22 protein-coding genes and 1 pseudogene are annotated in these 26,433 nt (G+C 67.6%); 11 read left to right on the plus strand and 12 right to left on the minus strand.

Features of this window, described 5'->3' with window-relative positions; genetic code table 11:
- Positions 1-117 precede the first annotated feature (117 nt).
- The 4 genes from ACIGJC_RS27785 to ACIGJC_RS27800 all read left to right on the plus strand — a co-directional run bounded on the left by ACIGJC_RS27785 (position 118) and on the right by ACIGJC_RS27800 (position 3,945).
- Entirely contained in the window at positions 118-1,011 is an 894-nt protein-coding gene (locus ACIGJC_RS27785) for a LysR family transcriptional regulator (protein WP_483712731.1), read from the plus strand.
- 421 nt (positions 1,012-1,432) lie between these two features.
- Positions 1,433-1,747 (plus strand): FeoA family protein, encoded by a 315-nt coding sequence (locus tag ACIGJC_RS27790; RefSeq protein ID WP_483714419.1) that lies wholly within the window; start codon positions 1,433-1,435, stop codon positions 1,745-1,747.
- Positions 1,748-1,760: 13 nt separating this feature from the next.
- The gene (feoB, locus tag ACIGJC_RS27795) at positions 1,761-3,626 is read left to right on the plus strand and encodes a ferrous iron transport protein B (protein WP_483712733.1); all 1,866 of its coding nucleotides are present in this window, start codon (positions 1,761-1,763) and stop codon (positions 3,624-3,626) included.
- 4 nt (positions 3,627-3,630) lie between these two features.
- Positions 3,631-3,945 (plus strand): DUF6587 family protein, encoded by a 315-nt coding sequence (locus tag ACIGJC_RS27800; protein ID WP_483712735.1) that lies wholly within the window; start codon positions 3,631-3,633, stop codon positions 3,943-3,945.
- 402 nt (positions 3,946-4,347) lie between these two features.
- Here ACIGJC_RS27800 and ACIGJC_RS27805 read toward each other — a convergent pair whose 3' ends face one another.
- Entirely contained in the window at positions 4,348-5,688 is a 1,341-nt protein-coding gene (locus ACIGJC_RS27805) for a hypothetical protein (protein WP_483712737.1), read from the minus strand.
- 628 nt (positions 5,689-6,316) lie between these two features.
- Between ACIGJC_RS27805 and ACIGJC_RS27810 the strand changes: the two genes are divergently transcribed.
- Positions 6,317-6,967, plus strand: a complete 651-nt coding sequence (locus ACIGJC_RS27810; protein ID WP_483712738.1) for an OmpW/AlkL family protein — start codon at positions 6,317-6,319, stop codon at positions 6,965-6,967.
- 74 nt (positions 6,968-7,041) lie between these two features.
- On the opposite strand, the gene ACIGJC_RS27815 is transcribed toward ACIGJC_RS27810, so the two are convergent.
- Complete coding sequence (locus ACIGJC_RS27815; protein ID WP_483714420.1) at positions 7,042-8,529, minus strand: AMP nucleosidase; 1,488 nt, start codon at positions 8,527-8,529, stop codon at positions 7,042-7,044.
- A gap of 184 nt (positions 8,530-8,713) precedes the next feature.
- On the opposite strand from ACIGJC_RS27815, the gene ACIGJC_RS27820 reads away from it, so the two are divergent.
- On the plus strand, positions 8,714-9,103 hold the full coding sequence (locus tag ACIGJC_RS27820) for a GNAT family N-acetyltransferase (protein ID WP_483712739.1): 390 nt from the start codon (positions 8,714-8,716) through the stop codon (positions 9,101-9,103).
- Positions 9,104-9,130: 27 nt separating this feature from the next.
- Here ACIGJC_RS27820 and ACIGJC_RS27825 read toward each other — a convergent pair whose 3' ends face one another.
- A complete protein-coding gene (locus ACIGJC_RS27825) occupies positions 9,131-9,877 on the minus strand; it encodes an NADPH-dependent F420 reductase (RefSeq protein WP_483712741.1) in 747 nt (248 codons plus the stop codon).
- A 299-nt stretch (positions 9,878-10,176) separates the two neighbouring features.
- Between ACIGJC_RS27825 and ACIGJC_RS27830 the strand changes: the two genes are divergently transcribed.
- Both ACIGJC_RS27830 and ACIGJC_RS27835 read left to right on the plus strand, forming a co-directional pair.
- The gene (locus tag ACIGJC_RS27830; protein ID WP_483712742.1) at positions 10,177-12,420 is read left to right on the plus strand and encodes a TonB-dependent receptor; all 2,244 of its coding nucleotides are present in this window, start codon (positions 10,177-10,179) and stop codon (positions 12,418-12,420) included.
- A gap of 49 nt (positions 12,421-12,469) precedes the next feature.
- Complete coding sequence (locus tag ACIGJC_RS27835; protein WP_483712744.1) at positions 12,470-13,543, plus strand: YVTN family beta-propeller repeat protein; 1,074 nt, start codon at positions 12,470-12,472, stop codon at positions 13,541-13,543.
- Between the two features lie 8 nt (positions 13,544-13,551).
- Here the strand turns inward: ACIGJC_RS27835 and ACIGJC_RS27840 are convergent, their stop codons facing one another.
- Positions 13,552-14,217, minus strand: a complete 666-nt coding sequence (locus tag ACIGJC_RS27840; RefSeq protein WP_483712745.1) for an ankyrin repeat domain-containing protein — start codon at positions 14,215-14,217, stop codon at positions 13,552-13,554.
- A gap of 347 nt (positions 14,218-14,564) precedes the next feature.
- Between ACIGJC_RS27840 and ACIGJC_RS27845 the strand changes: the two genes are divergently transcribed.
- Positions 14,565-16,244, plus strand: a complete 1,680-nt coding sequence (locus ACIGJC_RS27845) for an outer membrane protein assembly factor BamB family protein (protein WP_483714421.1) — start codon at positions 14,565-14,567, stop codon at positions 16,242-16,244.
- Between the two features lie 97 nt (positions 16,245-16,341).
- Positions 16,342-16,875, plus strand: coding sequence for a c-type cytochrome (locus ACIGJC_RS27850; RefSeq protein ID WP_483714423.1), 534 nt, complete (start codon positions 16,342-16,344; stop codon positions 16,873-16,875).
- Positions 16,876-16,890: 15 nt separating this feature from the next.
- Here ACIGJC_RS27850 and ACIGJC_RS27855 read toward each other — a convergent pair.
- The 5 genes and pseudogenes from ACIGJC_RS27855 to ACIGJC_RS27875 form a co-directional block, all read right to left on the minus strand.
- Positions 16,891-17,430: pseudogene (locus ACIGJC_RS27855) on the minus strand (helix-turn-helix domain-containing protein); the annotation flags it as partial.
- 351 nt (positions 17,431-17,781) lie between these two features.
- Positions 17,782-18,810: an MBL fold metallo-hydrolase gene (locus tag ACIGJC_RS27860; protein WP_483712747.1), complete on the minus strand. Its 1,029-nt coding sequence runs from the start codon at positions 18,808-18,810 to the stop codon at positions 17,782-17,784.
- A gap of 216 nt (positions 18,811-19,026) precedes the next feature.
- Complete coding sequence (locus tag ACIGJC_RS27865; RefSeq protein ID WP_483712748.1) at positions 19,027-19,995, minus strand: Bug family tripartite tricarboxylate transporter substrate binding protein; 969 nt, start codon at positions 19,993-19,995, stop codon at positions 19,027-19,029.
- Between the two features lie 53 nt (positions 19,996-20,048).
- Positions 20,049-20,390: an AtuA-related protein gene (locus ACIGJC_RS27870; RefSeq protein WP_483712750.1), complete on the minus strand. Its 342-nt coding sequence runs from the start codon at positions 20,388-20,390 to the stop codon at positions 20,049-20,051.
- Between the two features lie 13 nt (positions 20,391-20,403).
- The gene (locus tag ACIGJC_RS27875) at positions 20,404-21,765 is read right to left on the minus strand and encodes an acyclic terpene utilization AtuA family protein (protein ID WP_483712751.1); all 1,362 of its coding nucleotides are present in this window, start codon (positions 21,763-21,765) and stop codon (positions 20,404-20,406) included.
- A 116-nt stretch (positions 21,766-21,881) separates the two neighbouring features.
- On the opposite strand from ACIGJC_RS27875, the gene ACIGJC_RS27880 reads away from it, so the two are divergent.
- Positions 21,882-22,775: a LysR family transcriptional regulator gene (locus ACIGJC_RS27880; RefSeq protein WP_483712753.1), complete on the plus strand. Its 894-nt coding sequence runs from the start codon at positions 21,882-21,884 to the stop codon at positions 22,773-22,775.
- 119 nt (positions 22,776-22,894) lie between these two features.
- On the opposite strand, the gene ACIGJC_RS27885 is transcribed toward ACIGJC_RS27880, so the two are convergent.
- The 3 genes from ACIGJC_RS27885 to ACIGJC_RS27895 all read right to left on the minus strand — a co-directional run bounded on the left by ACIGJC_RS27885 (position 22,895) and on the right by ACIGJC_RS27895 (position 26,429).
- On the minus strand, positions 22,895-24,031 hold the full coding sequence (locus ACIGJC_RS27885) for an ABC transporter substrate-binding protein (RefSeq protein ID WP_483712754.1): 1,137 nt from the start codon (positions 24,029-24,031) through the stop codon (positions 22,895-22,897).
- Between the two features lie 267 nt (positions 24,032-24,298).
- Complete coding sequence (locus ACIGJC_RS27890) at positions 24,299-24,811, minus strand: DUF1269 domain-containing protein (RefSeq protein ID WP_483712756.1); 513 nt, start codon at positions 24,809-24,811, stop codon at positions 24,299-24,301.
- A gap of 166 nt (positions 24,812-24,977) precedes the next feature.
- Entirely contained in the window at positions 24,978-26,429 is a 1,452-nt protein-coding gene (locus ACIGJC_RS27895) for an acetate kinase (RefSeq protein ID WP_483712757.1), read from the minus strand.
- Positions 26,430-26,433: the final 4 nt, after the last annotated feature.

Raw genomic sequence — 26,433 nt, forward strand, 5'->3', positions numbered from 1 at the left:
CCGCCTTCCGCCCGGCTGGCTTGCCGGCGCGCGGACCTGTGTGCACCCATTATTGGATTCCCATGGATTCGCGTCTAATTCTAAAATTGGCTCGATCAATATGTTTTTTATATCGCCATGGAATTCCGACACCTGCGCTACTTCCTGGTCCTGGCCGAGGAACTGCACTTCGGCCGCGCCGCGAAGCGCCTGTCCATCTCGCAGCCGCCGCTGTCGCTCAATATCCAGCAGCTGGAGGCCTCGGTCGGCGCAAAGCTGTTCGAGCGCGACAGCCGGGGCGTGCGGCTGACGGCGGCCGGGCGGGCCTTCCGCGAATCGGCCAACGCACTGCTGGCGCAGGCCGAGGCGGCACGCGTGCTGGCGCGCGACATCGAGGCCGGCGCGGTTGGGCGGCTGCGCGTGGGCTTTGTCGGGTCGATGCTGTACCGGGGCCTGCCGCAGTACCTGCGCGACTTCCAGGCGAGCTTTCCGGGCATCCAGGTGGCGCTGACCGAGCTCAACTCGCAGGAACAGATCGACGCCCTCCTGCACAACGAACTCGACGCCGGCTTTGTCCATACGGGGCGCCTGCCGGACGAGCTGAACGCGGTGCTGGTCCACCGCGAGCCGTTCGTCTGCTGCCTGCCGCAGGACCACGCGCTGGCGGCACAGGCCGAGGTGGCACTGGCCCACCTGCGGGCCGAACCGTTCGTGCTGTTCTCGCGCAAGGCTTCGCCCGATTATTACAGCCGGATCTTCGAAATGTGCGCGGCGCGCGGCTTCTATCCGCAGATCCGGCACGAGGTACGCCACTGGCTGTCGGTGGTGTCGCTGGTGTCTCAAGGGATGGGCGTGGCCGTCGTCCCGGCCGCCCTGGCAAGATCCGGCATGGCCGGAGCGGCGTTCCGGCCGCTAGCGGATGCGGCGGGGGTGCCGTCCGAGGTCTACTGCGCGTGGAAGGCTGCGCCGGACCATCCGGCCCGGGATCATTTCGTGGCGATGGTGCGCACGGCCACGGCCGCGCACGCCTGAGGGGCTGGCGCGCCCCAAAAGAAAAAGCCACCGGTCCAGGGACAGGTGGCTGTGAAGTACGCGTGGAACGGGGTGTTCAGCGTGATTGCAGCTTACATGCCGGACTTTGTCCCACCAATAACACAAATGTAGTAATCGAAGCCGCCCCCGCCGTTCGGCACATGAGACCAGGGCACTGTGATTTCCCGATCGCACCTTTCAGGCGACCTCGCGGCACGCCGAAGCCGTCCAGCGTGCCCGATTTCAGCCGCACCCTTTGCCTCTGCGCGGCATTCTGTGCTATCCACTCGCCTTGCCTGTCGCGCCTTGCGCCGACACGATGCTCCAATTGAGATACAATGAAAACGATTTTCATTTACGTACCCTGGCGGGATCGCGCCGTCTGCGCGGCGGCAGTCCGCGCCTTCGGACTGGAAGCATGATGCAGTTGTCTGAACTTCCACGGCGCACGCCCGCCGTAGTGCAATCGGTGGTCGACGCCACGCCCGGTGACCCGGTGGCGCGCCGCCTGCGCGAACTTGGCTTCGTCCCTGGCGAAGTGGTGCAAGTGATCGCCTTCGGCCCTTTCGGCATGGACCCGCTCGTGGCGCAGGTCGGCTTCACGCGCTTCGCGCTGCGCCGTTCCGAGGCCGCACGCATCGGCGTCGAAGTCGTCAGCGCCACCGTTAGCCGCATTGCTCCGGCCAGCGAGGCCGCCGGCCAGCCCGATACCAAGGCGGCTCAACGCTCCGCCTGAGTTCTTCCCGACTATGTCTGCAGCTCCCTCTTCTTCCGCCTTGCCCTCCGCCTTGCGAATAGCGCTGGTGGGCAATCCCAACTGCGGCAAGACCGCGTTGTTCAATCGCCTGACGGGCAGCCGCCAGAAGGTGGCGAACTATGCCGGCGTGACGGTGGAGCGCAAGGAAGGCTTCTTCGTTTCGCCGGCCGGCAGGCAGATCCGCATCCTGGACCTGCCGGGCGCGTACAGCCTGCACGCGGCCAGCCTCGACGAGGCCATCACGCGCGACATCTGCATGGGCAAGCGCCCGGGCGAGCCGAAGCCCGACCTGCTGGTCTCGGTGGTCGACGCCACCAACCTGCGCCTGCACCTGCGTTTCGTGCTGGAGCTGCGCCGGCTGGGCCTGCCCATGGTGGTGGTGCTCAATATGAGCGATGCGGCGGCGCGTCGCGGCATCCATATCGACCGCGACAAGCTCGCGGCCGCGCTCGGCGTACCGGTGGTGGAGACCGTGGCGATCAAGCGCGAAGGCGCCGCGGCGCTGCTCGGCGTGCTCGATGGCACGCTGCCGCCCGCGCCGCCGGCGCTGCCGCCGGCCGATGACCTCGACGTGCATGCCGAGGTCAACCGGCTGCTGCAAGCCGCGGTGTCGATGCCCGCGCGCACCGCCGCGCTGGACGACCAGCTTGACCGCATCGTGCTGCATCCGGTGCTGGGCCTGCTGCTGTTGGCCGTGCTGCTGTTCCTGATGTTCCAGGCCGTGTTCTCGTGGGCCGCGCCGCTGATGGACGGCCTCGAAGGCGGGGTGCACTGGATCGGCGAGATGATTGGCGCGCAGTTGCCCGATGGCATGCTCAAGAGCCTGCTGGTGGACGGCCTGATCGCCGGCCTGGGCAGCGTGATCGTGTTCCTGCCGCAGATCCTGATCCTGTTCCTGTTCATCCTGACGCTGGAGGAATCCGGCTACCTGCCGCGAGCCGCCTTCCTGCTGGACCGGCTCATGATGGGGGCCGGGCTGTCGGGCCGCTCGTTCATTCCGCTGCTGTCGAGCTTCGCGTGCGCGATCCCGGGCATCATGGCCACGCGGACCATCCAGGATCCGCGCGACCGGCTCACCACCATCCTGGTGGCGCCGCTGATGACGTGCTCGGCGCGCTTGCCGGTCTATGCGCTGCTGATCGGCGCGTTCATCCCGCAACGCACGGTGATGGGGCTGTTCAACCTGCAGGGGCTGGTGCTGTTCGCGCTGTACGTGGCGGGCATCGTCAGCGCGCTGGCAGTGGCCTACGCGCTCAAGTATTTCCGCCGCGACCGCACCGACCATCCGCTGCTGATGGAACTGCCGTCGTACCGCATTCCGAACCCGCGCGACGTGGCGCTGGGGCTGTGGGAGCGTGCCCGTATCTTCCTGGCGCGCGTCGGCAAGGTGATCCTGGCGCTGACCGTGCTGCTGTGGTTCCTGGCAACGTTCCCGGCACCGCCGGCGGGCGCGACCGGTCCGGCGATCGACTACAGCTTTGCGGGCATGATCGGCAAGGCGCTGGAGCATGTGTTCGCGCCGGTGGGCTTCAACTGGCAAATCTGCATTGCGCTGGTGCCGGGCCTGGCGGCGCGCGAGGTGGCCGTGGGCGCGCTGGCAACGGTCTACGCGCTGTCCGGCAGCGATGACGCCGTGACGGCGCAGCTGGCCCCTATGATCGCCCAGCAGTGGTCGCTGGCTACCGCGCTCGCCCTGCTCGCCTGGTACGTGTTCGCGCCGCAGTGCATCTCCACGCTGGCGGTGATCCGCCGCGAGACCAACTCGTGGAAGGTGATGGCGGCTTCGGCCGCCTACCTGGCCGGCCTGGGCTACCTGGCCGCGTTCATCACCTACCGCGTCGCCCTGATGTTCAGCTGACGCCATGAGCCTCTACCACGCGGTCGAATCCCTGCTGGTCCCGCTGATCGTGCTGGCATGCGCGGTGTCGGTGGCGGCCCGCTACGCGCCGCGCACGCGCGAACGCCTGAAGGCCGGACTGGCCGCGCGCCTCGGCGGCCCGGCGGCCACCGGCTGGCGCGCACGGCTGGTGCGCCGGCTGGCCCCGCAAGCCGCGGCCGGCTGCGCCAGCGGCTGCGACGACGGCGGCTGCAACACCTGCGCCTCCAATACCGCGAGCCCCCAGGGCCTGCCGGACAAACCCGCCGAACAAGTCATTCAGCTGGTACGCAAGCGCTGATTCGGGCGCTCTGGCGCTCGTTTCTCCCCGTGGGATCGCTACGCAGAAACGGGTACGCTCCCGCCCTTTTGCCGCCTCCGCGACCGCTCTCGCGCCTTTCGTGACATGCCCTATGGGGCCCATATCGCATGCCTGTTGAGGCGATGGCCCCCTTGCGCCGGTGCACGCAGAAACGGGTACGCTTGCCATGCCGCACAGGGTAACTTCGCTCCAGCTTCCGTTCCCCAAGCACGCAAAAGCGCACGCGCGATGCCATCGGAACGGCGCAGCGATGACGGCCTCGCGAGCACGCAGAAACGGGTACGCTCGATAACCCTGCGCGTCGGATTGCCTGGCCGGAATGCAGAACGCCCTCCTGCGGAGGGCGTTCGGGACAGCAGGACAACACGCCCGCGTTGGGGGCTACTTGACGGTACCGACCAGCTTCACCGTCATGAGCTTGCCGTCCGCAACGTTGGTGCAGCTGACGGTCAGCGTGAAATCGCCGGTGGCCGTCGGTGACACGCTGCGCTGGTTGTCACCGATGCCCGGCGACAGCGTGACCGGTCCGTTGGCCACCCAGGTCCAGCCCGTGCACGCCGTCGAAGGCTGGTCATTGCCGAAGTTCTTCAGGCCCACGGTGACCGGGATGGGGATGCCGATCATCGTCAGCGTCAGCGGTTGCTGGACGTCAGGCATCAGCGCCCATTCGGGGTTCTCCACGACGTTGAGGCTGGCCGTCGGCTTCGCCGCCAGTTTGGTACTGACCGCCGTGACCGTGAGCGTGCCCTGCACCGGACCGGCGCCCTTGGCCAGGCTGGTGCTGGCCGTCACGTCATGCGTACCCGCGGCTTCCGCGGCGGACAGGCTCGACGATGTCGGCACGTACGTCCAGGTCCCGTCGAAGTCCGCGGTCACATCCTGGTCGTCGTTGCGCAGCACGCGGGCGCTGAAGCTGGCCGGATAGCCGCTGAGCACCTGCAGCGCATTGACCGGGTCGCCGTTCTGCGTAGTGACCACGCGGTAGGTCGCCGTGCCATTCTTCTGCACCGTGACGAAGATCACGCCGCCGAGCGCGCGGCCATCCGGCGCCGTCACCGACACCGACACGTTGGCCGTCGCGGCAGCGGTGGTGGAACTGTTGCTGGCCCTCAGCGTTGCACTGTTCAGCGCCGGGGCGACCTGCACCGCGGTGCCGCTGCTGGTCCACGCCCAGCCGCTTCCGTTCGCCGACACGTCGTTGCCGTTGTTGTCGACGAGCGATACCTTGACCGGCAGCGTCTGCCCATCGGTCATCGACAACGAGGTATTCGGGATCGACAGGCTATAGGTCGTGGCCGAGGCCGGCACCACGGTGATGGTCGCCGACTGCGCCGGCAGTTGCACGGTGGAGTTGTCGGCGGCCTTGACCGTGGCCACCACCTGCACGGTTGTCGTACCGGGATTGACGCCGGTCACCACCGCGCCGCCGATCGTAGCCGTGCTGCCCACGACCGAGGCAACGGCGTTGTCGGCCGAAGTCCAGGCGAAGCTGGTGGACGAGGTCACGTCGTTGCCGCTGTTGTCGACGGCCACCGCGCTGAGGGTCAGCGTGCGGCCGACGCCGACTTCGGCCGAGGTCACGTTAAGTTTTGCCGTATAGCTGACAGCGGGCGTCGCCGTGGGGGTGGCGCTGCCCGAGCTTCCGCCTCCGCCCCCGCACGCCGCGACGAGGCATGTCGCCGCCGCGCACACGAGCCCGCCAAGCCAGGTCCTTGCCGTCATGATTCTTCCCCCCGTTTGTCGTTCGCTTTTTCCCGCGCTACCAGACTAGGCGCAATGGCCGCGTCGCTGTACCGGCCAGACGATTGAGCGCCGGCGTACATAACCGACATGGGCTCATCCTTTGGCTGAGGCTGCGCCGGCCGCCGACGCGCATGGCGCGATGGATGAAAACGTGGCGGGACAAAAGGCCTATCCCTTTGGCTCAGAGGACATTCCCGAATGCGACCCGCTGCGACGCTCCGCGACGCGGTGTCGATCGTGGCGATCGGCCGGAAATAGATCGGAAGGAATGTGCGGCAGCGAGAGGCCAGCGCAGGACAGGCAAAGAAAGCCGGTGTGCCCCGCCCCCACGGGACACGCCCGGAAAGACGTCCTTGCGGACGCCCACGACATGCCTGGTTCCGGCCGCGGCTGCGGCCATGACGCAAAGGTTAAGGCGTGCCTTGCGGACGTGCCACGAATAAATCCGCATGTGTTTAGACGCTGCGGCCGCATGCCCGGGCCGCGCTGTGGCGTCGTCGCGACGACCCTTCTTCCGATAGGGTCTCTCTTGTTCTCGGTCAATGTCGTGCCGCGCCCGCTCGGCCAAACTGGCTTCGATTTTTTACCAGACCAAAGCAAAAAAGCCATGAACAAGATCTCTCTCCGGGCCCGGGTCACCGGCACTGCTATCGCCGCGCTTGCCATGCTTGGCGCTGTTTCCACGCCCGCCTTCGCCGCCGATGGCGAGACCCAGGGCAACTGGATGGTTCGCCTGCGCGCCACCTACCTGGACATGGCCGACAAGTCGGATGCCATTCCGGCGCTGGGCGTACCGTCGGATGCGATCACGGTCAACAACAAATGGATCCCCGAACTCGACGTCACCTACTTCTTCACGCGCAACATCGCCGCTGAACTGGTGCTGACCGTGCCGCAGAAGCAGGACGTCTACCTGAATGGCAACAAGATCGGCACCTTCAAGCACCTGCCGCCCACGCTGCTGGTGCAGTACCACTTCCTGCCGGACGGCACCTTCCGTCCGTACGTGGGCGCGGGCCTGAATTTCACGCGCATCTGGGGCACGGACATCGCCAACAATACGCTCCAGCTGGACAACTGGAGCGTAGCGCCGGCCCTGCAGATCGGCATGGATTACAAGCTGACCAAGAACTGGTTCCTGAATGCCGACGTCAAGAAGGTCTGGCTGGCCAGCAACGTGAAGGCCGGCGGCGTCAATGTCTCCAAGGTCAACCTGGATCCGTGGCTGTTCAGCATGGGCGTGGGTTACCGGTTCTGATCGGGCCTTGCCCAAATGAAAAAGGCCAGCGCTTCAGGCGCTGGCCTTTTTCGTTGGGTTGCCCGGCCGGTGATTCAGCGGAACGCCGGCTCGTCGAAGCTCCGCAGCTTGCGCGAATGCAGCTGCTCGACGCCGTTCTCGCGCAAAATGCGGACGGCCTCCAGGCCGATGGTCATGTGCTGGCTGACCCGCTGGCGATAGAACGCATTGGCCATGCCGCGCAGCTTGAGCTCGCCGTGCAAGGGCTTGTCCGACACGCACAGCAAGGTGCCATAGGGCACGCGCAGGCGGAAGCCGTTGGCCGCGACGGTCGCGCTTTCCATGTCGATGGCGATCGCGCGCGACTGGTTGAAGCGCGCATACAGCGCCTTCGATTTCAGCTCCCAGTTGCGGTCGTCGGTGGACACCACCGTGCCCGTGCGCATGCGCGTCTTCATCTCGCCGCCCGACAGCCCGGTAATGCGCGCCACCGCCTCCTGCAGCGCCACCTGGATCTCCGCGATCGGCGGCACCGGCACCCACGGCGGCAGGTCATGGTCGAGCACGTGGTCGTCACGCACATAGGCGTGGGCGAGCACGTAATCGCCAAGCTGCTGCGAGCGTCGCAGGCCGCCGCAATGGCCCACCATCATCCAGCAGTGCGGACGCAGCACGGCCAGGTGGTCGGTCATGGTCTTGGCATTGGACGGGCCCACGCCGATGTTGACCAGCGTCACGCCGAGCTTGTCGTCGCGCACCAGGTGGTAGGCCGGCATCTGCGGCAGCGCGCGCGGGCGGTCGGCGTCGTCGGGCTCGGCGGCGCCAAGCTCCTGCACCACGTCGCCAGGCTCGACAAAGCGCGCGTACCCGCCGCCGTCGCTGCTGGCCATCAGCGAGCGGCCGAGCGCGATGAATTCGTCGACGTAGCGCTGGTAGTTGGTGAACAGCACGAAGCGCTGGAAATGCTGGGGCGCGGTGCCGGTGTAGTGGTACAGGCGCTGCAAGGCCAGGTCCACGCGCTCGGCCGGGAACAGCGACAGCGGCCACGCTTCGCCGGGCACCGGCTCGAACGTGCCGTTGGCAATCGAATCGTCGATGCGGCTCAGCTCCGGCAGCACGAACGACACTTCGAGTTCGCGCGCCTGGGTGTAGCTGATGTCGGTGGTAGAGGCTTCGATAACGAAAGGCAGCGGAATCGGCCGACGGCTCAGACCCACCACCACGGGCACGCGGTGGTAGCGCATCAGCCGTTCGATCTGGTCGCGGTAGTAATCGGCGAGCAGGTCCGGGCGCGTCACCGTGGTGCCATAGACCCCCGGATAGGCCACCGTGCCCCATGACGGCCGGCTGTCGGTCACCATGGTTTCGATGTTCACGGAGATGCCCAGGTACGGGTAGCACGCGTGGGCCGCGGAAGGCAGCGGCTTGCCGTTGGCGAACGCGTCGAAGCGCGCGCGCACCGCGCTCACCGAGGCGTTGTAGATCTCGCGGATCCGGGCCAGCGCCGCGTCGGCGTCGGAGAACTCAGCCAGCTGATCGGCCGGGTGGGCAGAAGAGAAGATGGGGGCGTTCATGCCAGCCATCATACCGCGCGGCAGCGCCAGCGGCGCGGCCACCGCGTGCGTGCGGTGGCAAATTGACGTGTCTGCGCCCGCTCGCTACACTCCGCCAATTGCGCGGCCGGGCTTCCCGTGCCGTACTCTACTCGCGGCGCCCCTGGCAGGGGGCTGCGATGGGCCGTACATGCGTTTGCTAGGGGAGCCGCCGATGGAAATCCGTAATCTGTTGCCTGGAGAAGTCGAAGCCGCCAGGCAGCTACTGATCGCCAACGGCTGGAACAACCGCGTCGGCAGCGCCGAACGCTTCGCCCGCCTGGTCGCCAATTCGCAGCATGTGGCCGTGGCCGTCGACAAGGGTGAAATCGTCGGCTTCGCGCGCGCGCTTTGCGATGACGTCTCCGATGGCTTCCTGTCCATGGTCGTGGTCGCACCGAGTCATCGCCGCCAGGGCATCGGCCGGGCGCTGGTGCGCCAGGTCATGGGCAACGATCCCGACATCATCTGGGTCCTGCGCGCCGCGCGCTCGTCCGAGGCGGCATTCTTCGGCCAGCTCGGCTTCACGCCGTCGATGGTGGCGATGGAACGCCGCCGGCCCTGAGCCTGTCGCCGCACGCGGCTCTGTTGCCTACTGCGCGCCCATCTTCCTGCGCATCTCCTCCACGCTGCCGATCTGGCGAAACAGCGGCCCGCCCGGCGCGAACCTGTCCGCGCTGGCCAGCGGCCCCACCACCACCGGTTCAAACCCCGCATCGCGCACGAGCTGCTCCGCCACACGCAGCGCGGCCGGGTCATCGCCGGCAATCGGCACGGCGATGCGTTCGCCCTCGCGATGGTGTTCCCTGGCGAAGTTGGCCGCGCCCATGAAGTTGAACGCGCGCACCACGCGTGCACCCGCGAGGTACTTGCTCGTGGTGATGCCGATGCCGTTGCGCCGCGCCTCCTCGGCCATGGCGCCGTCCTTGGGGACGATGGCATTGGTCGCATCCAGAACGATCTTGCCCCGCCAGGCGCCTGGGTTCTCCTGGCCGAGTTCCGGCAGCGCCTTGTAAGGCGTCGCCAGGAACAGCACGTCCGAGAACGCAATGGCGTCGGCGACCGTGCCTGCGCGCGCCAGCGGGCCCAGCGCATCGACCAGCGCCTTCAGCGACTCGGGATGGCGCGAGGAGAACAACACCGGGTGGCCCGATTTCACCCACAGGCCGCCGACGGTCCCGCCTATCCGCCCCGAACCGATCACGCCGATCCTGACCGGCTGCCCGCCACCGCTGCCAACGCTGCGTTGCGCGCAAGCGCCCAGGCCGAGCATGGCGAGGGCGCCGGCGCCAAGCAGGCGGCGGCGGTCGTGATCGACATCAGCTTCGGTGATCGGCATGGGCGATTCCTCATGGTTCGCGAGACGGGACACAGGACTCGGCACACGCGCAACCCCGGGGCCGTCTGAAAACTCTAGGCAAAAAACAGCGGGCCCACAGCCGCGCAACTTGGCAGTCCCTGCCCGCTGGACTAGATTAGGTAGCATTTGCGCCACTCGCAGTCACTACGTCCAGCCCGCAGCAATTTGCCCGCGCGACGCAGCGCGACAGGGAACCCATGGCCCGCAGCCGTTGCCGCACAGGTTGCCGCACTCGTCCGCTCCGGCTCGTGCCCTGCCTGGGCGCCCTGGCACTGCCCGTGTCATGGTCTGTGGCAGCGCAGCAAGCGACGAACGAAACAGCGGCCGACCAGGTCCACAACCTGCGCGAAGTCACGGTCGTCGCGCCGACCCCGCTGCCCGGCTTCACGATCGAGCGGCAGGCCTTTGCCGGCAATGCGCAGACCGCGACCGACGGCGACCTGGAACGCGTCAAGGCCCCGAACCTGTCGGCCTTCCTGGCCGAAACCATGACCGGCGTAGTGGTCAACGACGGGCAGGGCAATCCGTTCGCGCAGGACATCCTCTATCGCGGCTACCGGCTGTCCCCCACGCTCGGGTCCGCGCAGGGGCTGTCGCTGTACCTGGACGGCGTGCGCCAGAACGCGGCGCTGGGCGATGTCATCCACTGGGCCGCGATCCCGGAAGCCGCGCTCGGCACCATAACGCTGGTGCCGGGCAGCAATCCGCTCTACGGGCTCAATACGCTTGGCGGCGCGCTGGCCCTGCAGACCAAGTCCGGCGAGACCCACCCGGGCGTGGAGGCCGACCTGAGCGTGGGCAGCTACGGCCGTGCGCGCCTCGATGTCAGCGCGGGCCAGCGGCTCGGCGATGGCTGGCACGCCTACGTTGCCGGCACGGGCTGGCGCGAGGACGGCTGGCGCGACCGCTCGGACAGCGACCTGGGCAACGTGTTCCTCAAGCTGGGCCGCTCCACCAGCGGCACGCAATGGAACGTGAGCGTGCTGGGCAGCGACAGCCGGCTGCGCGGCAATGGCCTGACGCCGGACAGCCTCTATGCCGCCGACCGCCGCGCGACCTACACCGCGCCCGACGTGACGCGCTCGCGTTCGCTACAGGTGACCCTCAACGGCGCCCACCAGTTCGACGCGCAGGACCAGCTGCAGCTGACGCTCTACCTGCGGCAGACCCGCACCCGCGCCAACAGCGGCGACATCAGCGACGATTACCTCGACACCGCGCTCGGCTGCCAGGGCCAGGCCGGGAGCGCTGAATGCGAGGCCGACAATGCGCCGGCCAATGCCGTGCTCAACAGCGCCACGGTGCGCGAGACCGGCTACGGCGCGTCGATGCAATGGTCGCATGACGGCGAGACCCACCGCTTCGCGCTCGGCGCCGCGCTCGACCTGAACCGTTCGCGCTATACGCAGACCACGCAGCAGGGCAGCTTCGACGATGCCCGCAATACGGTTGCCGATGCCGGCGCGCCGGTACTGACGCAGGCCGCGCTGGACGGACGCGACAGCACCGTGGGCCTGTTTGCCACCGACACCATGCGCTTGCTGGAAGGCACCTTCCTGACGCTGGCCGCGCGCTGGAACCAGGGCCGCCGCCATACGCTGCTCAGCCTCCCCACGCAGTCCGACGAGCGTTTCACCTATTCGCGGCTCAACCCTTCCCTGGGCCTGACGCACCGCCTGCTCGACCGGCTGGTGCTGTTCGGCTCGGCCTCGCAGGGCACGCGCATGCCTACGGCCATCGAGCTCGGTTGCGCCGATCCCGCCAACGCCTGCCAGCTGCCCACGGGGCTGCAGGCCGACCCGTTCCTGCGCCAGGTGGTCACGCGCACGCTGGAGTTCGGCGGGCGCTGGCAGCCTGCCGATGCCAGCGAGATCACGCTGGCGCTGTACCGCAGCGACAATCGCGACGACATCGTGTTCCAGCGTTCCCCGGTCAGCCCGCTGGGCTACTTCTCCAACTTTCCGAAGACGCGCAACCAGGGCGTGGAAGTGGGCGTGCGCCAGCGCCTCGGCCGCCTGACGCTGCGCGCGGGCTACAGCTATACGCAGGCCACCTATCAGGCGCAAGGAACGCTGCAGACGCCATTTGCGGCGCCCGTGGCGGTGCGGCCCGGCACGCGCATGGCGGGCATCCCGCTGCATAGTTTCAAGCTCGGCGCCGACTGGCGCGCCACCGCGGCACTCAGCGTGGGCGGCGACCTGCTGGTGTCGTCGTCGCGGCCGGTGGCCGGCAACGAAGATGGCGCGCTGAGCGCGCAGCACCCGGGCCTGTCCGATACCGGCGGCTACCTGCTGCTGAACCTGCGCGCGAGCTGGCAGTTCCTGCCGCGCTGGCAGGTCTATGGCCGTATCGACAATGTGTTCGACCGGCGCTACGCCACCTATGGCCAGGCCGGCTACAACCTGTTCCCGGGCGGAGCGCTACTGCAGCCGGGCGCCACGGTGCCGGTGGAGCGCTTTGTCGCGCCCGGTGCGCCGCGGCTGTTCCTGGTCGGCGTGCGCTACGAGTGGGACGGACGATGAACCGCGCCGTCACGCCCCGATATCACCCATTTCCCACCAAGGAGCCACCATGACCTCACCTTCGACATTCCGGTGTGCCGCCGCGCTGCTGGGGCTTGCCGCCGCGCTGGCGGGTACGGGGCAGGCCCGCGCGGCGCTGGCCTTTGTCTCGACCGAAGGAGCCGGCATCGCCGTGATCGACCTCGACCGCATGGAGCGGCTGCCGGGCCCGGCCATCGCGGGCAAGGGGCCGCGCGGGCTGGGACTGACCCCGGACGGCAAGTACCTGCTGACGGCCAACAAGGAAACCGGCGATATGTCCGTGATCGACGTGGCGGCCGGCAAGGAGGTGAGGCGTGTGCCAATCGGCCAGAACCCGGAGTTCGTGCGCGTGGCCGGCGACCAGGCCTTCGTCACCTTCGAGCCCGGCGAGCGCGCCGGGCCACCGGGAAAGCCTGGCGCACCGACGCCACCCGCACAAGCGGGCAAGAAGGACGACGACTCGCCGCTGCCAGCAGAAATCGCCGTGGTCGACCTGCGCACCTGGCGCGTGGCGCGCACTATCCGCAGCGGCCTGGAAACCGAGGGCATCGAGTTCTCGCGCGACGGGCGGCTGATGCTGGTCACCAATGAAGGCGACGATACGGTCACTGTCTATGACAAGGCGAGTGGCCGGCAGCAGCAACGCCTCTCCATGCCCGCCGGCTCGCGTCCGCGCGGCATCCGTGCGAGCCCGGATGGCAGCCTCTATGTGGTGACGCTGGAATCGGCCAACGCGTTCGTAGTGCTGGCCGCCGACGACTACCGCGTGCTGCGCACAGTGCCAACGCGCACCGGGCCCTATGGCGTCACATTCGATCGCAGCGGCGCCCGCGTGTTCGTGGCGGCCTCGCGCGCGGACACCCTGCAGGTGTTCGATGGACAAAGCTATGCGCCGCTGGCCGATATTGCCGTAGGCAAGCGCTGCTGGCATTTCAGCTTCACGCCCGACGACGCCCGCCTGCTGGTCGCGTGCGGGCGCTCCAATGCCGTGCAGGTGTTCGACGCGCGCACCTACCAGCCGGTGCAGCAAATCGACGGCCTGCCGCTCGCGTGGGGGGTCGTGACGTATCCGAAGAGCATCGGCTCGATTGACGCTCCCTGACGGGGAGGCTACTGCCGCGCGGCCATGACGGCCGCCGCGGCCTTCGCGCCGGCCTGCTCGGCAATCGCGCGCGCGGTCAGGCCGCGGTCGTCTTGCAAGCTCGCATCGGCACCGCGCGACAGCAGCAGCTGCACGACGTCGCCCTTGTCATAGCCGGCCGCCCACATCAGCGCCGTGAGTCCATGCTGGTAGCGCGCGTTGACATCCACGCCGGCGTCGAGCAACTGCTTCACCACGCCAGCCTGGCCCTGCGCGGCGGCGTAGACCATCGCGGTCTTGCTGATGCGGTCCGCCGCGTTAAGGTCGGCATGGCGTTCCAGCAGCATGGCGGTGATGTCCTGGTAGCCGCCGAAGGCTGCCGCCATCAGCGGCGTGACACCCTGCAGGTTGGGCTGGCTGACATTGGCGCCGTGATCGACCAGCGTGCGCGCCATGCCGGTCATCCCGCGCTTGGCCGCGGTGATCAGCGCGGTGTCGCCGATCCGGTTGCGCGAATCGACCGCGGCGCCTTGCTGCAGCGCGCTGCGCACGCCAGCCTCGTCACCGGCGCGGGCCGATGCCAGCAAGCGGGCGTTCAGGCTCACATCATCCTGAGCCTGCGCGGGTCCCTGCAGACAGAGTGCCCCCAGCAAGCACAGCCCCATCATGAAAACTCTCTGCACTGCTCGGTCCATCTGCGACTCCTTCCGGTTCAGCCCGATGCGGCTGCCGCTAAGTTTGGTGTGCGCAAAGCACAAATTCAAGCGAAGCGATGAATGCTGCATTGCACAGATCATTGCGCGATTTTGCGTCGCAGCGCATAACTCCACGCGCATTGGTTGTCTTGTGCACATTCTTGCCTATACTGCCCTCACCTCGGACCACGTCGTTGCGCGGGCGAGCCTGTCTGCCGCGCCGATGTCCTTGATCGCGCCGTGAACCGGCGCACGAAACAGGCGCGCCGGGGCTACAAGAATCGAAAAAGGAGCGTCCCATGCTCTCTGTCCGTCGCCTCTCCCGGCATGCCATTCCCCTGCTGTTCATGACCGTTGCCTGCGCCGCCTATGGCGCCGACGAGATACAAGGCGGCGCGACCACCGCGGGGGCGCCAATGTCCGCCGCGCTGCGTCCGGTCACCCAGGCACAGCTCGATGGCGCGCTGACCAACGGCAACGACTGGCTGCACTCGAACGGCTCGTATGGCCAGACGCGCTACTACGCCGGCAGCCAGATCAACACCAAGAATGTCGCCAAGCTGCGGCCCGCGTTCGTGTTCCAGACGGCCGTGATGGAGTCGATGGAAACCGCGCCCATCGTGGTCAACGGCGTGATGTTCCTGACCACTTCGTATAACCACGTCTACGCCGTCGACGCGGTGACCGGCAAGGAGTTCTGGCACTACAAGCACAAGATGGGACCGGTCACGACGTTCTGCTGCGGCCCCAACAACCGCGGCGTGGCAATCAGCGGCGACCGCCTCTACATGGGCACGCTCGACTCCAAGCTGGTGGCGCTGGACGCGAAGACCGGCAAGCTGCTGTGGGAAACGCAGATCGCCGATCCTGAACTGGGCTACTCGGAAACCATGGCGCCGGTGGTGGTCGACGACAAGATCCTGATCGGCACGAATGGCGGCGAGTACGGCATCCGCGGCTTCGTCAAGGCGTTCGGCGCCAACGACGGCAAGCTGCTGTGGACGTTCTACACGATTCCCGACAAGGGCCATGAAGGCGTCTGGGCCACCAAGGATGCCACCGGCCGCGACATGAAGCGCAATATCGACGCCGAGAAGAAGATGCTGGCCGACAAGGGCGGCGACTTCTACAAGACCCTCGGCGGCGGCGTGTGGATGGCGCCCGCGGTCGACCGCGCCAACAAGCTCGTGATCTTCGTGGTGGGCAACCCGTCGCCCGACTTGTACGGCGCGATCCGCCCCGGCGACAACCTATACACCGATTCGCTCGTCGCTGTCGACCTCAACACCGGCGCCTACAAGTGGCACTCGCAATATATCGCCCATGACGTCTGGGACCTCGACGCGGTCAGCCCGCCGATCCTGGTCGACGTGCGCGACGAGAAGGGCGCCATGATTCCCGGCGTGATCCATGGCGGAAAGACCGGGCACGTCTATGTGCATGACCGCCGCGACGGACGCCTGATCCGCTTCTCCGACGCCATGGTGCCGCAGGAAAACATGTGGACGCTGCCGACGGCTGCCGGCGCGCGCATGCTGCCGGGCGCCAACGGCGGCGTCGAATGGTCGCCGATGGCCTTCAACCCGAAACTGCGCCTGGCCTATGCGGCCAACCTGCACCAGCCGATGACGTACCAGGTGGAAGACGCGCCGTACCCGGGCGGCAAGCTCTGGCTGGGCGGCGCCTTCAAGACGATCCCGAGCGAGCAGCAGTGGGGCAAGCTGTCGGCAGTCAATATCGACACGGGCAAGGTGAAGTGGGACTTCAAGACCGAGCAGCCGCTGATCGGTGGCGTGCTGGCCACCGCGGGCGGCCTGGTGTTCAACGGCGAAGGCAATGGCCTGTTCCGCGCCTTTGACGCGGCGACCGGCAAGAAGCTGTGGGAGTTCCAGTGTGGCGCCGGAGTCAATGCGCCGGCGGTGTCTTATATGGTCGGCGGCAAGCAGTACATCGCCGTAGCCGCGGGCGGCAATACGCAGCTCGATTTCAAGCGGGGGAACAGCATCTTTGTCTTTGCCGTGCAGTAAGCCCAACCCTGGCAATGTGACTGGCCTGATCCCAGCGCGACACAACCGTCCATCAAGGTGGCTGCCGGCGCTGGGCCTGCTGCTGTGCACCTTCGGCATGAGCGGCATGGCCCGCGCGGACGCGGCCACCGGACAGGCCAAGGCGAAGGTGTGCATGGAGTGCCACGGTCCGCAAGGCAACTCGACCGACCCTAGCCACCCTGTGCTGGCCGGGCAGAGCGCCCGCTACATCTACTTGCAATTGCGCGACATAAAGGAAGGCCGCCGCACCGACCCCAAGATGGCGGACGTGGTCGCGCCGCTCTCACGCGAGGACATGCAGGACCTGGCCGACTATTTCGCTGCGCAGAAGCCGCTGCCGTCCACGTTCAAGGTCGAGGCCGCACGCGTCGAAGCCGGCCGCAAGAAGTCCCAGGAGGTGCTGTGCACGATGTGCCATCTTGGCGGGTTCTCGGGCCAGAACGAGATTCCGCGCGTGGCGGGGCAACACTACGCCTACATCGTGAAGCAACTCGAAGACTTCCGTGCCAGGCGGCGCACCAATGATGCTGGCAACATGACCAGCGTCGCGCGCAATCTCAGCGACGACGATATCCGCAACCTGGCCAGCTACGTCACCAACCTGAACTAGGGCATTGCCACGCGCTCAGGCCGGCTCGGCCTCGCTGTCGGCAATCTGGTATTTGCGCATCTTTTCCCACAGCACCTTGCGGCTGATGCCCAGGCTGGCGGCGGTGTCCTGGCGGCGCCAGCCATTCGCGTCGAGCGCGGCCAGGATGCGGCGGCGTTCCTCCCCATCGGCGCGCCAGTCGGCCTGGCGGTCGCTGCCGTCGAAGGCGCCGGGGTGCAGCATGGTGAAGAACGGGCGGATGCGGTCCGGGTCCCAGTCGCCCGCCTGGCGCACGGCAATGCCCACGCGCTCGGCAAGGTTGCGCAGCTCGCGCACGTTGCCGGCGAAGAACGCGGTGCCCACCGCGCCCTTGAGCCAGTCCGGCATCGGCGGCAAGGCGTCGAAGGCGGCAGTCCCCATCATGTGGCGCAGGAAAGACGTCAGCAGCGCCACCTTGTCGGCCATGCCGCGCTTCTCCAGGCTGGGGATACGCATCTCGGTCACCGCCAGGCGGAAAAACAGGTCGGCGCGAAACCGGCCCTGCCGCACGGCATCGCGCAAGTCCTTCTGCGCGGCCATCGGGCTGTCGCCGACTTTGCGCGCTGGACCGACGGCCATCACCGGCGGCTGGATCACGCGCAGCTTTACGCTCAGGCCGCCAAGACCCGCCGGCAGCGTACCCGTGACGGGCACCGTCAGCGCGGAATTGCCGTTGGCGAGTTGCGCCCCGGCCAGCAGCAGGTTCGCCACGCTCATCCCGACCTCTGCCGCCGACGATGCCGCAGGTGCCAGCACCCCGGGGTCGATCAGCTGCGCGAGCGTCATGCTGGCCGATGCCCCGCTGAGCCCGAGCTGGGTGGGCGGGCTGCCGAGGGCCGTGGTCAACAGCGCATCCGAGCTGTTGCGCTTAGTTGCGCTTAGTTTCGTCTAGTTGCGCGGCGCCGCAAGCGTGTCCGCGCGGATCGGGCCGAATTCCACCGGCACCCACGCATAGCCGACCGTGTCCCGGCGCACATGGCCAAGGCCGGGGAACGGCAAGTGCGCGCCGCCGACCCACAACCTGCCCTTGGCCGCATCGGCCAGGATCCGGCTGCGCGTGACGGCCGCGGCGTGGCTGTCGACATCGAATTCGAGCGATACGGACGGCCGCCGGAACTGCACCGCGTGGTTGTGGACGATATCGCCCCACAGCAGCAGGCTTTCCTTGCCCGACGTGAACAGGTAGCCCGTATGCCCCGGCGTATGGCCGTAGGCAGCCACGGTGCGCACGCCCGGCACCGGCGCCGTACCCGCGGCCGCATCAAACGTGCGCAAGCGGTTGGCGGCCTGGTATGGCGCCACGGCATCGCGCGCCATGCCGAACAAGGCCTGGCCGTCCTTGCCGGCCGCGGCCGCGTTGGCATCGCCCAGCCAGTAGTCGGCATCGGCCTTGTCCACGTATACCGTGGCGTTGGCAAACACTGCCTGCCCGCCGGAAACGAGACCGCAGGCATGGTCGCCGTGCAGGTGTGTGAGAAGCACGGTGTCGACCTGCGCCGGCTCGTAGCCCGCCGCGCGCAGGTTAGTGAGGATCTGGCCCAGCGTCGGCCCGAAGCAGCGCGCGGCGCCGGTATCGACCAGCACGAGATGACTGCCCGTATTCACCACATACGCATTGACGGCCGTCTGCATGCCGGGCGTCGCGCTGACGAAGCCGCGCGCCAGCAGGCGCTGCACTTCGCGCGCGCTGGTGTACCTGAACAGCTTCGGGTCCAGGTCGACGTAGCCGTCGTAGAGTGCCGTCACCTCGAACTGACCCACCATCATGCGGTAGTAGCCCGGCGCCTGCGTCCTGGCCTGCGCGGGCGGCGCGGCATGCGCAACGGGCAGGGCCAGCGGCAACGCCGTGCCGACAAGGGCCGCTCCCACTACAAGGGACCGGGCAAGTCGATGGGGCAAGGCATTCGGCAGCTTCATGTCACGTTCCTTGTTTGATTTGCGTTCTGGACGCCGGCGGCTGGATGCGCCGGGGGCGCGCGGAAATTTCTCCGGTGCAGACAGCTGAACGCGTATCTTAAGGCGCGACAAGGGCTAGCGGTTAGCTCCCATGCAAGACCGTACCTACTTCTGCGTAAAACAAAGGTAAGGCAAACGGGGCCAGCGGCCCCGTTGCAGGCGAAAATCGCGTTCCCCTTATTCAGGCTGGATATTCGCGGCCTTGATGATTCGGCCCCATTTGGCCGACTCCTGCTGCTGGAAGCGGGCGAGTTCCGCCGGCGTGCTCGTGAACACTTCCGTGCCGGTGCCGTGGTAGAAGCTCGCGGCGGTGTCGCTGCGCGCGGCCTTCACCAGCATCGCGTTGAGCTTGTTGACCACCGCCGGCGGCGTGCCGGCCGGCGCGTACGCCGCGAACCAGTAGCTCATCTCATAACCCTTGACGCCCGCTTCGTCGATGGTCGGGACATCGGGCGCCAGCGGCGAACGCGTCTTGCCCGAGACGCCGAGCGCGCGCAGCTTGCCGCTCTTGACTTGCGGCAGGCCGGTGGCGGTATCGGTGATCATCATCTGGATCTGGTTGCCGAGCAGGTCGGTCACGGCCAGCGGGTTGCTCTTGTAGGGCACGTGCAGCAGCTCGACATGCGCCATCTGCTGGAACAGCTCGCCGGCGATGCGCGACGACGAACTGCCGCTGCCGAAGCTCAGCTTGCCCGGCTGCTTCCTGGCCAGCGCGATGAACTCGCCCACGGTCTTAACCGGAAGCTGCGGGTTCACCACCATGATCTGGCCGCCGCGGCCCAGCGCCGTGATGGGCGCGTAGTCCTTGACCGGGTCATACGGCAGCTTGCGGAACAGGTGCTCGTTGGCGGCGTGCGTGGTGTTGGTCGTGATGAGGACGGTATACCCGTCGGGACTGGCCTTGGCGACATCGCTCGCAGCAATGAAGCCGTTGGCGCCAGGCTTGTTGTCGACCACCACGGTGACCTTGCTGTCCACCGTCACGGCCTGCCCGATCGCGCGCGCAAGCTGGTCGGTGGCGCTGCCGGCCGCGAACGGCACGACGAAGCGGATCGACTTGTCCGGGTACTCGGCGAACGCCTGTGCAGCAGGCAGCGCGGACAGTGCGAGTACAGCAGCGGTAAGGATCCTGTGGATACCTGGCATGGATGTCTCCTGTTGAGGGGTGTTATTCGATGTATAAGCGGACAAGCGTTTGCTCAGCTGCCTGCGGCCAGCCGCGGCGGCAACGGGATCTGCAACTGCAGCACGCGGAACGACAGCGCCTTGCCGTGCGCGTCGAGATTCAATGCATCGTTGACGCCGCCGTCCAGCGCGCCGTCGATCACGAAGTTCATCGCCTGCAGCGACGGCACCAGATAGCGCGTGACGGCGGTGGGCTGGCGATCGCGGAACAGCGCGCGCACGGCGTCCTCGGTCACGTGTTCGACCAGGTGATCGAAATCGCGCGCGTCGTAGGCAATCACGCTGATGTTGGAACGGTTGCCCTTGTCGCCGGTGCGGCCGTGGGCGAACTGGTAGAGCGTTGCAGTGGCGGTCATGTCGGGGCTCCGCTCAATCGATGAAGGTATGGCCGGGCGTCACCGCATCGCGCGGGACCAGGCAGGACATGGCGTTGAGCCGCGCGCGCTGCGCGGTGCGCACGCCGCCGCCGCCCGCGGGGCCGCACGTATACAGCGCGTTGACTTCGCGCAGCAGGGCCTGCGCCACCGCGATGTCCTCGTGCGCCAGCGCGGCGCGCAGGCGCACGTCCTCGGCGGCCGCTTCATGCGGGCCCGGTTGCGCCAGCATGCGGCCGGCATCGTCGGCGAGTACGCTGAGCACGCCGATCAGGTCGAAGCGGATGGGCACATCGTGCCCGAGCAGCGCCATGCGCCGGCGCACGATATCGGCGGCCAGCCGCGCGCGCGCGGCGGCATTCGGGCCGGCGTAGGAAATCTCGCCTTCCGCCATCCAGCCGCCGTGGAAAAACAGGTTCGCCTTCAGTTGCTCCGGCCGCGCATGGCCGCGCACATCGCGCACGGCGACGCGATCCGGACCGATCTGCGCGACGGTGACCGCGCTGATATCCGCGACCACGTCGGGCGTCAGGTACGCAGCCGGATCGTGCACCTCGTACAGCAACTGCTCCTTGACCGTGCGCAGGTCCACGCAGCCGCCGGTGCAGGCGGCCTTGAAGATCTCGATGCCACCGGCTTCGTCGAGTTGCGCGATCGGGAACCCCACGGCGTGGACGTCCGGCACGTCCTTCCTGCCGGGGTCGGCGAAGTAGCCGCCGGTGACTTGCGCGCCGCACTCGAGCAGGTGCCCGGCCATGGTTGCCGCCGCGAGGCGGTCCCAGTCCTGCCACGACCAGCCGAAGTGCGCCATGGCCGGGCCCACCGCCAGCGCCGGGTCCGCCACGCGGCCGCAGACCACCACTTGCGCGCCGGCCCGCAGCGCGTCGGCAATGCCGCGCGCGCCGATATACGCGTTGGCGCAGACAAAGCGCGCCTCGGCAAACGCCGGCCCGACGATATCGCGCAGCAGCGCGCGACCGGCATCGTGCGACAGGTCATCGCCCTCCACCACCGCCACGCGGGGCGCCGGCAGCCCAAGCGCGTGCGCCAGCTCGCGCACGCGCGCCGCCGCACCGCGCGGATTGGCCGCGCCGAAGTTGCCGATGATGGGAATGCCGTGGGCCAGGCAGAGGCCGAGCACGGGCGTCAGCAATGCATCGAGCAGCGGCTCGTAGCCGGCCGCGGGATCGTTGCGGCGGGCCAGCTGCGCCAGCGCCAGCGTGCGCTCGGCCAGCGTCTCGAAGATCAGCGCGGCCGGTGCGCCCGCGGCGATCAGCGTGCGCACGACTGGCAGGGCGGCATCGGTGCGGTCGCCGGAGAAGCCGGCGCCGGAGCCGATCAGCAGGGGAGCGGTCATGGTGTCTGGGACGGTTGCATCGTGTTACGGCCCATTCTAGGCCGGCTTCAATCAACCAAAAAACAGATTATTTGGATTAATCTATCGACTCTCCGGATGAATCCGGCGGGACCGCCATGAACCTCTCCGTCAAGCACCTACGCGCCTTCGTGGCGCTGGCCACCCATCGCAACTTCACGCGCGCCGCGCGTGCGTGCCACCTGTCGCAATCGGCATTCAGCGCGCTGGTCCAGACCCTGGAAGAGCAGGCCGGGAGCCGCCTGTTCGAGCGCACCACGCGGCATGTCGAACTGAGCGCCGACGGCGTGCGCTTCGAGGAAACCGCGCGGCGCCTGCTGGCCGATTTCGAAACCGCGTTCGCGGACCTGCGCGACCACGCCGAGCGCCGCAAGGGCCGCGTCAGCATCGCGGCGCTGCCGTCGATTGCCGGTGGCGACCTGCCGCCGTTGCTGGCAGCCTTTCGCCGGCGCTACCCGGGCATTGCGCTGGAGCTGTTCGACCAGCTGGCCGACGGCTGCATCGATATGGTACGGCGCGGACGCGCCGACTTTGCGCTGGCCCCGGCGCCCGCCCAGGACGATGACCTGAGCGTCGAGCCACTGGTGCACGACACCTTCCACCTGGTCTGTCCCGCGACGCATGCGCTGGCGCGCAAGCGCCGCATCACGCCGCAGATGCTGGCGGGCCAGCCGTTCATCCACCTGTCGCGGACCAGCAGCGTGCGCCAGCACCTGGATGCCGCGCTGCATCCGCTCAAGCTCAGCAGCGTGATGGAAGTGGAGCACCTGGCCACGGTTGCCGCGCTGGTGCAGGCGGGGCTGGGCGTGAGCGTGGTGCCGTCGCTGGCGCTGTTCCAGTTCCAGCGCGAAGGGCTGGCGATACGACCGCTGCAGATGCCGTCGCTGGTCAGGGATATCTGCCTGGTGCGGCTGCGCGAGCGTGGCGACTCCGCCGCGGCGGCGGCAATGGTCGATTGCCTGCGCGAACACTACCGTCGCCGCCGGGGTTGAAGGCACGCAGAATTGGGTACGCTTTGGGGATGTTTGCCGCCCGGCAGGGTGTGTGCGGCCGGCCTTGCAAGGCAGGGCGAAGCACCACGCAGAAACGGGTACGCCCTGCCTTCGATGACTCAGCGGATCAGCTTGCCCGTCGACGAGACAATCGACATCTCGACAAAGGACGAGCCCGTGTGGCGGGCCGGACTGTAGCTGATGAGAATGCCGCCAAGGTCATAGTCGCGCAGGTTCTCCAGCGCCGCGACCAGGCGTTCGCGGGTCAGGTCGGGGCCCGCGCGGCGCAGGCCTTCCACCAGCACCTTCGCGGACATAAAGCCCTCCATGCCGGCATTGGTCGGGTCCACGTTCTGCTGGCGCGCCAGGCTGCGGTATTCGCTGGCCAGTGACATCTGGCTCGAGTTCATACCCGGCACGACCTGCGTGATGATGAGCCCGCGGGCATCCGGCCCCAGTTCCTTGATAAAGGAATCGGCCGCGTTGTTCGACAGCGTGACGAACTGCGCCTGGCTGCCGGCCTTGCGCATATCGCGAATCACGCGCGCGGCCTCCGAACCCGAGCCGATCACCAGCACCGCCTGCGGATCGGCCTTGTTCACCGTCGCCACCTGCTGCGTGATGTCGCCCATCGGCCGCGCAAAGCTGGCGGATGCAGCCGGTTGCACGCCGCGCGCCTGCAGCGCGATGTTGAAGCCCTCGTATACGTCCTTGCCGAAGCCGTCGCTGGCATAGACGATGGCGATGCGCGTCATGCCCGAAGTCGCGAGATGGTTGATCGCGCGCGCGACTTCATCCTGGTACTTGGCGCGCACGTTGAAGACGTAGCGGTTGACCGGGCGATGCAGCGTGATCGCGCCGGTCAGCGGCGCCACCAGCGGCACCTTTTCGGTCGCGATGATCGGCAGGATGCTTTCGTTCTGCGGCGTGCCGCGCACCATGAAGAGCGCGAAGACCTTCTCGTCCTGCAACAGCTTGCGCACGTTGTCCGGCGTGCGCTTGGCGTCGAAGCCGTCGTCCAGCGTCACCAGTTCGATGCGGCGCCCCGCGACACCGCCGTTCGCATTGACCGCGCGCAGGTATACCTGCGCGCCTTCGATCTGTTCCCTGACCGAACCCGCCACCGGCCCGGTCACGCCGGCCGATTGCCCGATGCGGATCGCCGCCTTGCTGACCCCCGGCTCCGCCATTGCCGCAGGCGCGGCGAACCCCAGCGCGGCGGCCATCATGCCGCACGCCATCCATGTTGCCTTCATCGTCTCGACCCCTCCGCCTGGTTGGCGTGTCTGTAGTTGTAGCGTGACTGTCGCTGGCGTGGAGGCGCGAGCGACGCTTCGCAAATTACCCCAAGCAGGGTATCGGAGCAAACGGGGAACGGGGGAGTGTTGCTGCGGCCTCACACCGGCACCGACCGCCGGTGCGGGCGTGAGGCAGGAATGAAGGCGCAACCGCGCATCAGGGCGCGCCGCACGGGCGCGCCCGGAGGGATCGAACTACCGGGTTCAGGATGGCAATCGCGTGGCTCAGGGAAATGCCGGCACGGCCGGATCCAGGCCGGCGAACGCGGCTTCCGGATGCGCCTGCTGCAGCAGCATCTCGATTTCCTCGACACGGCCGCGCGGCACGTCGACCATCAGCAGGATCTTGCCCGCCTCGATGTCCTTCTCGAACGCGCGCAAGCGGCTGTTGGGCGCCGAGCTGCCGATCATGCTCGAGGCCCAGGCACCGAACACCGCGCCCAGCACCGCCAGCACGCCGACCAGCCCCCACTGCGGGGTATCGCTGGCGATCGGGAACATGGCCACCACCACGCCCGCCACCAGGCCCACGCCGCCGCCGACCATCAGCCCCATCTCGGCGGCGTGGATGATGTCGGAAGTCTGGAACAGGTTGGCTTCATGCAGGCCCGTTATGTCGGCCCCGTCGCGCGCCACGAAGTGGATGTGGCTGTTTTCCACGCGGGCCAGGAGGAGGTCGTCCATGGTACGTCGGGCGCTGACCAGATCGGGCAATAACCAGAAGATGCGTTTGCGCATGTCTGTCTCCTTAATCAGGCCGTCCCGGGAGTGGGGATACCGTCTGTGGGACGGGGGTTGTTTCTTTGTACGCCCTTCATGCAGCGAGTGCAAGGCAAGCAATCCGGTGGCCTGGCGATGTGACGCGCGCATCGGCCGCGCGCGTCACAAACGCCGGAAACGCGCTTCAGAATGTGATCGGCAGACGCACATTAACCTGCAGGTCGGGCGTGTCGCGCGTCAGGCCCGCGCCCACCGACAGGTTGATCGTGTAGCGGTTGTTGAAGCGATAGGAGTAGCCCACCAGCAGCGTGCCCTGCGTCACGCGCACGGAACCCGGCACCGTCTGCCCGTTCTGCTTGGTCGGCCAGATGATGGCCTGGTCGTAGCCGATCGAGAACGACGCTTTCTCGTTGAGCGCGAGACCCATGCCGAAGCTGAATTCGAAGATGTCGCCCGGGGCGATCTTGCCGAGGTCTTCCTTCTGGCCATTCAGCACGGTGCGGCTGACGTTGTCGCGCGCGAAGTTATGCAGGTAGCTGAAGGTACCGAAGAACACCGCCGGATCGGTCGGCAGCAGCCAGGTGATGCCAGGCTGAAGCGCCTGGAAGCCCGTGCCGGTTGGCAGGCCGAGCGGCAGGCCCGTGCCGGTCGCGTTGCCCACGCAGCGCGTGATGCAATCGGTGACGACCTCGAACGGGTCCTTGCCGGTGGCCGACTTGTAGCGCAGCCAGCCGATGAAGTACGGCATCTTTTCATTGCCGTAGTTGAGCTGGTAGCGCAGGGTCGCTTCCACGTCGCCAAGGCCGGTGCCACTGGAATTGAAGACGTTGTCGACCGCGGTGCCCGTGAAAATCTCGCGGCTGACGGTAGACCCGGAGGCGTGGACATAGGGCACCTTCGCTTCGATTTCCAGGCGCTTGGTGATGCCGTAGCGTAATGCAACCGAGGCGAGGTACGTGGTGGTCTTGACCTCGCGCACGTCGACCAGGCCGATCAGGATGGCGGGAATGACCGTGTAGCCGACCAGGGCCACGCGATTGTTGGATGAGTAGCCATACTGGAGCCCGGGCTCGACTACCAGTTTCCCTTCGCCGGTCAGCACGCCGGGCTGGTCCGTGATGGGAGCAATTTCAGGCGGCCGCGTATTGCGCTCGGGCGGCTGGCCCACCGGCTCCTCGACGCCGGCCACGGTCTGCGGGTCCGCCGATTCGCCCTGCTGGGGCTGGCCTTGCTGCGGTGGCGCAACGGCCTGCTGCTGGCCCGTGACCTGCTGGGGCGCGTTGACGACATTGGGCGCCACACCCTGCGTGGCACTCGCGGCGGCGGCCGCGGCCGCGGCATTGGTCGCATAGTCCGCCGGTGCCACGCCCGGCCCCGCGCCCCCGCGTTTCCTGGCGAGGACATCGTTGCCGATCACACTGCGAAGCTCCCTGATGACCGCTTCCTGCTCGGCCAGCGCGCGCTTCATGGCCTCCAGCTGACTCTGTTGCTCGGTCAACTGGTGTTGCAAGGCTTCGATGCCCGGTGCGGGCGGTGCGCCGGCATCCGGCAAGGTCTGGGCCTGTGCCAGCCCTCCGACCAATAGCAACGTCGAGCATCCCGCGTTGCGGATGCCCTGCATCGACCGCTTCTTCATGACG

The sequence above is a fragment of the Cupriavidus sp. C3SS-1 genome (genome assembly GCF_057073755.1).